Consider the following 9,881-nt stretch of genomic DNA (forward strand, 5'->3'; position numbering starts at 1 on the left):
TTCTGCGATTATTGAATGTGCCGATGCCGCTCACGGCCTTGGCGGCTGTATTGTCGGTGACGGTGGTTGTAGCTGCGCGGGCGATGTTGCCAAAGCCTTTGGCGGTGGCGCTGACTTTGTTATGCTCGGCGGTATGCTTGCAGGGCATCGGGAAAGTGGCGGTGAAATCATCGAAAAAGATGGCAAAAAGTTCATGAAATTCTACGGCATGTCATCTAAAAGTGCGATGGATAAACACTCAGGTGGTGTGGCTAATTATCGCGCTGCTGAAGGTAAAACCATATTATTACGCTATCGCGGCGAAGTAAGCGAGACGATTCAAGATATTATGGGAGGCGTACGCTCTACTTGTACTTACGTTGGCGCTTCCAGACTAAAAGAGTTATCAAAACGCACCACCTTTATCCGTGTACAAGAGCAAGAGAATAACGTCTACGGTAAAGAGTAATAACCGCGCTTAGTTGATTCAATAACACGTAAACTAGTTATAGCTTACGTGTTATATATCCAAGCCATTTCATGATGCAGGAATCAGCGTCTTGAAGTTGGTTTGGGTATATTCAAATCAACAAACTTACGGCACCGCTAATACCGCGCAATTACACAGATCATCACTTTCAAATTTTGTTAACTCCCCCGCTTTTAATCCAGGAACAGGAAAAACTCGTACCGTTAACGGTTTGTTTAAACGATATGCCATGGTGCCGGTATCCCGCATCAGCGCACTCATTTTGGCAATCGAGGTATCCCCCGGAATCGGCACTGTATCTAAACCTATCCCGCACACCGCGCTATAGGTCAGCAATGCGCGCATATCATAATCGCCATCAATTGAGCCTTGTGCAAGACCGGTATCTTCAGTTACCGCTAACATCAAACCGGAGAACCCAACCAACGGCATCTCTTTTATTGATTTAAATACACGTGTTAATAATGCAGAGGCTTCAACCGTGCCCGAAGCACCAAAATATGGCACCCCCATCTGTTTATAAACATCCACCATACTTGCGCACTCTTTTGAAGGAGCCGCCGAGCTATCGATTCCCGCAAAAGTAAAATCGCCGTTGCTGTTGTTTTTCTCAAAATCATCAAGGATGCTTTTAACCGTCGAGACATGATACTGCAAGCCTTCACTCATCAAACGGTAATACTCTTTAAAACGCTGATTATGATTAAGGGAATCATTTTTCTGGTTAAATTCATTAAGCAGATGCAGCAACAGATCGGGTGTTTCCAAACCAAGCACATACAGATTGCCAAGCGTTTTTTGATGATAACTAGCGGGGAAATAAGGAATAAGCGGCTTGCAGTTAAAGTTAACCGTAAAGTTAAAGTTGCCCTCTCCACGTGCAGTAATTTCACTGATTTTTGCAACCGCTTGTGCAGCCTCTACTATTAGCTGATTATCTAACACACCATATTCATCTAACGGCACATTAACACAAGCATTGCACAGGTCGCCGTAAGATTGAATTAAATCGGGCAGTAATGAAATTTCATGTGCTGTTTTCGCTTCGCCAATCGCAAAACGAATACGTAAACCATCTGATTTTATTGCATTCAATAACTCACTGATATATTGCAAATCAGCTTTTGTGCTATTGATATCCTGGGTATTTAAGTACTCGGCAAAAGCATTAGTGACAATACGAATCGACTGCACTTGATAACCATTTTCAACAAATTTAGCAGCTAGAGATAAACAAAAATCAGAGGCTTTGCGGATCTCTTTTTGCCAGCTTGAACGGTTTTTATCTAAGACTAAAAATGTGCTGATCGTTCGTAATTTACATAATGCTTTAGATTGATAATTCATAAAGTTAGTTCCTATTTATGGTCTCGGCAGAAGACACTGTAAAACTACAGAATATTTATAAGTTAGCCAACTAATTTAGCCATTTTGTACAATAATAACTGTTTGATTAAATTTTTTGCCACTCACATGCGCTGTCATAATTCAGTCATTTTCAGCCATTAATATAACTATCATGATCTTACTAGTTAATAACTTAGGAATATTTATGAGAAACAGTAAAACAGTTCAAAAAACAGTAATTGCCATCTTATTAAGCCTGGCCAGCAGCCTTACAACTGCCCAATCTGCGGTTAAAAACGTTATTTTAATGATTGGTGACGGCATGGGTCCGGGTCAAATGGGCCTGCTGGAAGAATATGCACGTAAAGCGCCAAACTCTATTTATAACGGCCGTGATACAGCGCTTAAAACCATAATTGATAATGGTGTATTAGGTATGTCATTACATAGCCCCGCGGATGCATTAGTGGTTGATTCTGCTTGTTCCGCCTCTCATCTTGCCTCAGGTATGGATGCACCTTCTGAAGCAATCGGTGTTGATATCGAGGGTAATCCTGTTGAAACCGTTTTAGAGACTGCTAAAAAATTGGGTAAATCTACCGGTCTGGTTTCAGATACACGATTGACACATGCGACACCGGCCGCCTTTGCATCACATCAACCACATCGCTCACTGGAAAGTAAAATCGCCGAAGAGATGCTGGCCAATCGCGTAGATGTGATGTTATCGGGTGGACTGCGTTACTGGATACCAAAATCGGTCAATAACAAAGGTGATTTATATCAACAACTGCAGAAACAAACGGGGGGTGAGATAAAAATCAAATCGAAACGTAAAGATCAAAAGAATCTATTAGCAGAAGCACAAGCAGCCGGTTACTCAGTAGTTCATACCCGCCAGACATTAGCAGACACAAAAGGTATGCAATTGCTGGGTTTATTTGCCTATTCAGGTATGCAGGACGGGATAAGCTACAGCAAGAGTAAAAACTCAGCCGCTCGCACTATGCCGAGCTTAAAAGAGATGACCAGCAAAGCACTTGATGTTTTGTCAGAAAATCCCAAAGGTTTCTTTTTAATGATTGAAGGTGGTCAGATTGATTGGGCCGGGCATGATAATGATGCCGCAACTATGCTGCATGAGATGCTTAAATTTGATGAAACAATCCAGTATGTTTACGACTGGGTAAAAGAGCGTAACGATACCTTAGTGGTTGTAACAGCCGACCATGAAACAGGTGGATTTGGCTTTAGTTATTCTCGCGCCAATACACCCAAAGCGCAAAAACGCAGTGGTATCGCCTTTAAAGATCGCGATTACAAACCAAACTTTAATTTCGGATCAATAGCTATTCTAGATAAGCTATATGCTCAGAAAAAAAGCTTTGCCGGCATTATCTCTGCATTTGCAGAAACAGATAAAACAGCAGGTTCATTACAAAAAATCGTGAATGCCAATAGTGAATTTAAGATAACGATACAACAAGCAACAGATATTTTAGAAAACGAAGAAAACCATTATCACGATCCCGATAACAAATACCTTAAAGCTAAAACCTTCCCTAAAGTAAACGATTTTAAAGCGTTTTATGTTTACGGCGAGGAGATCCGTAAAGACTTAATCGGGCGGGCAATAAGTGAACAACAAAATATCGTCTGGGGTACAGGCACACATACGGATACCCCGGTTGCAGTGATAGCTTATGGTCCTAACGATGTCACCGCTGCATTTTCAACGTTGTCTCATCATACCGATATTGGTCAGTTATTAATTAAAGCAGTAAAAAAAGGCTAATAGTCAGTTTCTGTTATACAAGCCACTTAGCATTAGTTAAGTGGCTGTAACTATTGAAACAATCAAAATATCTAAAGCCGCCATTTGTTGCAAAACAATAAAATGACCAAGAATCAGATTATGCGGCAGTAAGCTGTGCGATTTTGAAAACAAGCGATGATAATTTATTCAATTTCACCATTAGCTGCTTTAAAGCGTTGCGAAATAACTCTAAATTGCCCTTCTAATTGTACAAATATCTCATATAAATCAGGGTCAAAATGCGTACCGCGCCCCTCTTTAATAATTGCACAGGCTTTTTCATGTGAAAATGGAAGTTTATAAGGTCGTTTCGAAATTAAGGCATCATAGACATCCGCGTATGCCATAATACGTGCAGCAAGCGGGATCTCATCTCCTTTTAACCCGCGAGGATAGCCTGAGCCATCCCATTTTTCATGGTGTCCACCGGCAATATCTTTTGCAGTTTCAAGGCATGCAGGATCATCAAGAAAGCGTTGTGCTTGTGCAATCGTTTCTTCCCCGGCAATTGCATGGCGCTTCATTGCGCTAAACTCTTGTTCCGTTAATTTACCAGGTTTAAGTAATATATTATCTGATATTGCTACTTTACCAATATCGTGGAGTGGTGCGGCATTTGCGTAGATCTCAACAAGCTCAGGGTTTAACTGCTCTTTAAATTTACTATCTTGACTCATCACTTTAGCCATCGCACGAACATACTCTTTGGTACGCTGAATATGCTCCCCCGTTTCAGGATCCCGATGCTCAGCTACAATCCCCATCACCACTAAGATAGCATCTTTAGTTTTCCGGAGCTGCTCCGTACGCTCAGCAATTCTTGCTTCAAGATAATCTTTATGCTGCTTTAACAGCAGATGAGTTTTAACTCGTGATTTTACCAGTTCAGGAACAACTGGTTTTGATATATAGTCAACAGCGCCTAATGATAAGCCCTTCGCCTCATCATCTGCTCCTCCCATTGCTGTGACAAAAATAATAGGAATACCTTCTGTTAATATATTTTTTTTCAATATATTAAGAACATCATAGCCCGTTATTCCCGGCATCATTATATCGAGTAAAATAAGGTCCGGGTACGGGGCTGTGCTGGCAATATCTATTGCTTTTTCGCCATTGGTTGCCACAACAATACTGTAGTCATTTTTAAGTATGTTCATCAAAATATGAATATTATCAGCCACATCATCAACAATAAGGATCCTAGGTTCAGCCTGTTTATTATTCATTTTCATCACCAATTAAGCTGCCCATCAATTTATTAACTAAAACCACAGTCTTTTCAATTTCAAAGTTGTATAAGCATTTACTAATTTCATTAATCTTCATGGCCCATTGAGAGCCCTGAACTAACTGTTCCACCTCATTCATAATATCAATAGAAATACTAATATCCTGATCGATATTTTCTATAACAAGCTCTAATTTATCTTTTAATTCAAAAGCATCCAGCACTTGTATTGGCCCTTTTTCCTTTTCAGTAATTGTCAGCTTATTAACATCGTCAATTGTTGCTTGTAAAGACGCGCTAAATTGCGCAACAAGCGCCTGCTCTGTTAAATTACCATTCTTCAGTTCATTATTAATCCTGGTTGTAATATCAAAAAGATTAATCATCCCTAAACTCCCTGCAACTCCTTTTATTTCATGCGTTAAAGCCTCAGCTTTTGCTCGTTTCCTGGCTGCAGTCAGTTGCTGTAAATCGTCGCCACTAACTGCATAATTATAGGCAAATTTATGCAGTTGTTTTAAATATAAGGTCAGGTTGCCAAGTAAACGCCCTAAACCGATATTAAAATCGATATAATCAGATGGGGGAAATTGTGCTAACTGCTGATCGACAATCGCACTGTCCAGCTTATCTGAAGATAAGCTTATAGATGAGTTATCTGTCAGCCAGCGCGACAATGCCTGTGACAATTTAAGTGGAACAATCGGTTTACTCACATAGTCATTCATTCCTGCAGCCAGTGTTTCCTCTCTATCTCCTTCCATGGCTTGCGCTGTCATGGCAATAATGGGTAAATTTTTATAATAATCATCATCTAATTCTACTGCTAATTGTCTAATGGCTTTGGTTGCTTCAAGGCCATTCATAATTGGCATTTGTATATCCATTAAAATAGCATCATATCTTTTGAGTTTAATTGCATTGAGCGCTTCTTCACCATTCTCGGCTGTTTCGATACCGGTTATGCCCATATGTTTAAGCAGCTCAATCCCAACCTCCCTGTTTATTTCATTATCATCAACTAATAAAACAGTTACATTTTCAATAACAGGCATCTCAATATCATGCAAATGATCATCAAGAGTACTAAATACGGCCTCATTCCCTAAAACCCCCATTATCGTATCCAATAAAATAGAAGAGGAGAATGGTTTAATAATAAAGCCGTCTATCTCCATATATTTAGCGATGCGCATTACCTCTTCACGTCCGTAAGCTGTGATCATAATTGTTTTTGGTTTTACAGTGAGTGACTCCATCTCATGAATTTTCTGTACTAATTCATCTCCTTTCATACCCGGCATATTCCAATCAAGTAAAATAATATCAACCCGGTTCTTTTCATCCCTTAATTTTTGCAGTACCTCCTCGGCACTGCTAAACATCTCATATTTCAAATTAAGGCTGCGTAACATTCCAGTTAAAACATCACGGCACGCTTCATTATCATCAACAGCTAAAATATTCAGATCTTGCAGTGTCGGTAATATTCTTGTTAACGCCTCGCTGCGTTGCTTTTCTTTCTCTACCGCAATAGCAAATTGTGCAGAAAAACAAAACGTTGAACCTTTGCCTAATTCGCTATTTTCAATCCAGCATGTTCCTCCCATTATTTCCGCTAACTTCAGACTAATCGCCAAGCCAAGCCCGGTTCCTCCATATTTACGACTTGTACTTTCATCAGCTTGAGTAAATTTACTAAACAGCTTTTTTTGCTGCGCTGCAGAGATACCAATACCTGAATCTTTTACATAAAACTTAAGCATTATAGTGTCAGCAGTTTGTGAGAGCGTCTCGATGCCAATCGTTATCTCTCCTTTTTCTGTAAATTTAACCGCGTTAGTACAAAAATTGGTTAAAATTTGCCCCACCCGCATCCCATCACCGATTAACGAAGAGGGAATATCAACAGGTAATTGAATCAATAATTCAAGGTTTTTCTCTCTGACGTTTTGTCCAATAAGATCAATTGATTGCGACACAACTTGGTTTAAATTAAAGACAACAGATTCAATCTCTAGTTTCCCTGCTTCAATTTTTGAGAAATCGAGAATGTCGTTTATGATGCGCAGCAGGGTATTGGCCGCATTTTCTGATTTGGTAATATAATTTTTTTGGATATGGTCAAGCTCAGTTTTCTGGGCAAGGTATAACATGCCGAGAATCGCATTCATTGGTGTGCGAATTTCATGTGACATATTGGCTAAAAACAGGGATTTTGCTTCAGTTGCAGATTCTGCTACCTGCTTCGCTGTTTTCAATTCAACCGTGCGCGTCTCAACTAACTCTTCTAAATGTGCTTGATAATTTTCCAACTGCAGTTCAGCATATTTTTGCTCATCAATATCTTCCAGTACATTAAGTAAATATTTTTTATCATCATCACCAACTTGAGCAATTGATGATAATTTCCCCCAGAAAATAGAGTTATCAGTTCGTTTAAACTTAGCCTCAAACCCTTTTACGCTGCCCGTTGATATTTTAGATAAAAACCGTTCTCTATCTTCATCTTTCTCATAATAATCAGTAAAAATAGAATTATGCATCTGCTCCTTATTTTCACCTTTAAAGATGCTGATTAAAGATTCATTGACTGAAATTATTGTTCCATCAAGCGAAGTCACAATAACGCCAACGGGCAGATGATCAACAAGGTTTTTATATTGTTGATGGCTTCGAAATAGTTCATTGGTACGCTGTGCAACTTTAACTTTAAGTACACGATTCCAAATAAACAAAAAGATAAGTAAGCCGAAGATAGGAACAATGATTTCCAGTAGTAATTTGTAATCAAAATCATGCTCATAAATCACATTAAACCAGTGACTGTTTATTTTTGTACGCTCCTCCTTACTAATCGCACTCAAGGCTTTCTTCACTAATCCTAAAAGGATCGTATCACCCTCTTTAACCCCCATACTCAATTTATATTGGTACGGCATTTCCCCTGAAATTTTAAGGCTGGTGATCCCTTCCCGACTCAGAACATCACCAACCACGGCAAGGCCACCGACAAATGCAAAACTTTCTCCCCGCAATACTGATTTCAATCCTTCAGAAACACTATCCACTAAATGCAAATTAACTTTAGGGTGATTGCTTGCAACAAAATCATGAGAAGTATAACCATTAACAACAGATACCTTTTTACTATCAAGCTCTGTGATATCGGTAATAAATCGGACATTATCCTGAGTCACAATAACCATTGGAAATAGCAGGTAGGGGTCGGTAAAATCCATATATTTGTCACGAGGTGGTGATTTAACAATAGCAGCTAAAAGATCAATGCTTCCGTCCGTCATTCCCTCCAGCATCTCAGACCAACCGCGATTTTTAACCGGAATTATCTCAATCCCTAATAAAGCCTCTATTTTTTTAATATAATCAGCACTTAGCCCCTCATACCTGCCTTTTTCATTAATCGATTCGATAGGAGCCCAATTATTGTCATAACCTAAACGGATTATTGAATGCTCTTTTAACCAGTTTTTTTCTGCTAATGACAGGGACAACTTCTTATAATCTTTTTCTGCCCAGCCGCCTAAAATTCGATCCCATTCATTATCACTAATAGTTAACATCGCTTTTTTAAAAATACTGCTTAATAGCGGCCAATCCTTGCGAACTCCAATAGCATTCACAGATTCAACTTCAACTATTTTTTTACCTACCTGTAAGTTACTGATCAGCTCCTGCTTGATTATATACATAGCAACAGCTCTATTTCCCACATAGGCATCAACTTCGCCACTGGATACAGCAGCAAGTGCATCACTTGTTGATGCAAATTCATCTACAGTGATCTCCGGATATTTTTCGCTTAAAACTCCATTTAAAAAGAAACCTTTTTCAAGCGCCACCCGTTTCCCTGCTAATGCGGCAAGAGAGTTATACTCAGCTGTTTTTTGGTAAATAATGACATGTGGAACAACAACATAAGGATTGGTAAATTCAAAAAATGGCTCTCTATTTTTACGAGGCGTTATGCCCGTCAATGCATCTAACTTTTTATCTTTAACGCCATTATAAATAGTGTCCCAATCACCAGGATGTATCACTAATTTTCCGGCCAGACGTTTATTGAGTGTATTAATAAGTGCAGCGCCAATTCCTTTAGGAACAGCATCGCGATCAACATAGTCCATTGGAGGCCATGCAACCATAGTACCGATATTAATTTGCTCAATACCGTTTAAAAACGACAACTCTTCTGCCGTTAAGTTATCTATCAGGATTGGAGATTGGGTAAGGGTTTCCACCTTGGCAATTTCAGGATGACTCCATTTTTGAAAAAAATGCAGACGCTCTGCTTCGCTTAAACTTGCTAAGGATTTTTCTATGATAGAGGCAAGTTCAGGCCAGTCTTTGCGAATACCGAAACGCTGCTCAGATAACCCTTGTGCATACAGGGCTGAAAATTTTAAATTGGAATAACCCGACTGACTGATTAAATGATGGGCCATCCCCATACCAGCAATAGTGCCATCAACTTTTCCTGTTGAAACCGCCTCCAGTGCTTCCTGTAAATTACTGACCCAAACAATCTGCAGACTAGGGAACTCTTCCTGTGCATATTTGCTGGTAGAGTAACCTTCAACCAATGCAAATCGTTTCCCTGAAATATCCTCTCTTTTTTCAATATCCGAAACTTTATCATGGGTAATAATGTACTGCGCCAGCGATAAATAGGGGCTGGTAAACTCAAATTTATCTTGCCTTTCCGGGCGTTTTACTAACGTTGCAATCACATCAACTTTTTTATTTAATGCGGCATTATAAAGTTGTTTCCAAACGCCGTCAGGATAAATGGAGTAGCTAATTCCTGCTCTTTTAGCAACTTCACGGGTAATATCAACAGCAATCCCTTCATATTCCCCTTTCTCATTTTTAAAACTGTAAGGTGCATAATTCTGATCAAATGCAAAAATAATATCATTGTGTGTTTTAAGCCAGTTTAACTCTGCCTGCGTAAACCCTAAATCTTTCTCTTTATGGTAATATCCTTGCTCTGCATT

At 39.4% G+C, this 9,881-nt stretch carries 5 protein-coding genes; 2 read left to right on the plus strand and 3 right to left on the minus strand.

Translation table 11 applies throughout. The annotated features are described in order from the left end of the window. Window positions 1-448: IMP dehydrogenase (locus AC4GME_RS09705; RefSeq protein ID WP_490379305.1), on the plus strand; the 448-nt coding region annotated here is incomplete at its 5' end. A gap of 126 nt (window positions 449-574) precedes the next feature. Here AC4GME_RS09705 and AC4GME_RS09710 read toward each other — a convergent pair. Then, window positions 575-1,816, minus strand: coding sequence for a DUF711 family protein (locus tag AC4GME_RS09710; RefSeq protein WP_490376321.1), 1,242 nt, complete (start codon window positions 1,814-1,816; stop codon window positions 575-577). Window positions 1,817-2,021: 205 nt separating this feature from the next. Here AC4GME_RS09710 and AC4GME_RS09715 point away from each other — a divergent pair, with 205 nt between their 5' ends. Further along, entirely contained in the window at window positions 2,022-3,611 is a 1,590-nt protein-coding gene (locus AC4GME_RS09715) for an alkaline phosphatase (protein ID WP_490379306.1), read from the plus strand. A gap of 164 nt (window positions 3,612-3,775) precedes the next feature. Here the strand turns inward: AC4GME_RS09715 and AC4GME_RS09720 are convergent, their stop codons facing one another. Then, window positions 3,776-4,861 carry an HD-GYP domain-containing protein gene (locus AC4GME_RS09720; RefSeq protein ID WP_490376319.1) on the minus strand — a complete coding sequence of 362 codons (1,086 nt, stop codon included), beginning with the start codon at window positions 4,859-4,861 and terminating at the stop codon, window positions 3,776-3,778. Next, window positions 4,854-9,881 (minus strand): transporter substrate-binding domain-containing protein (locus tag AC4GME_RS09725; protein ID WP_490379307.1); only part of this gene is annotated, 5,028 nt, incomplete at its 5' end. The genes AC4GME_RS09720 and AC4GME_RS09725, both read right to left, overlap by 8 nt.

It is taken from the genome of Psychromonas sp. (genome assembly GCF_983033635.1).

What these genes read in the sequence shown, in the direction of transcription:
- AC4GME_RS09710 (WP_490376321.1), bottom strand. Translation starts at nt 1,816, where the DNA reads ATGAATTATCAATCTAAAGCATTATGTAAATTACGAACGATCAGCACA.
- AC4GME_RS09715 (WP_490379306.1), top strand. Translation starts at nt 2,022, where the DNA reads ATGAGAAACAGTAAAACAGTTCAAAAAACAGTAATTGCCATCTTATTA.
- AC4GME_RS09720 (WP_490376319.1), bottom strand. Translation starts at nt 4,861, where the DNA reads ATGAATAATAAACAGGCTGAACCTAGGATCCTTATTGTTGATGATGTG.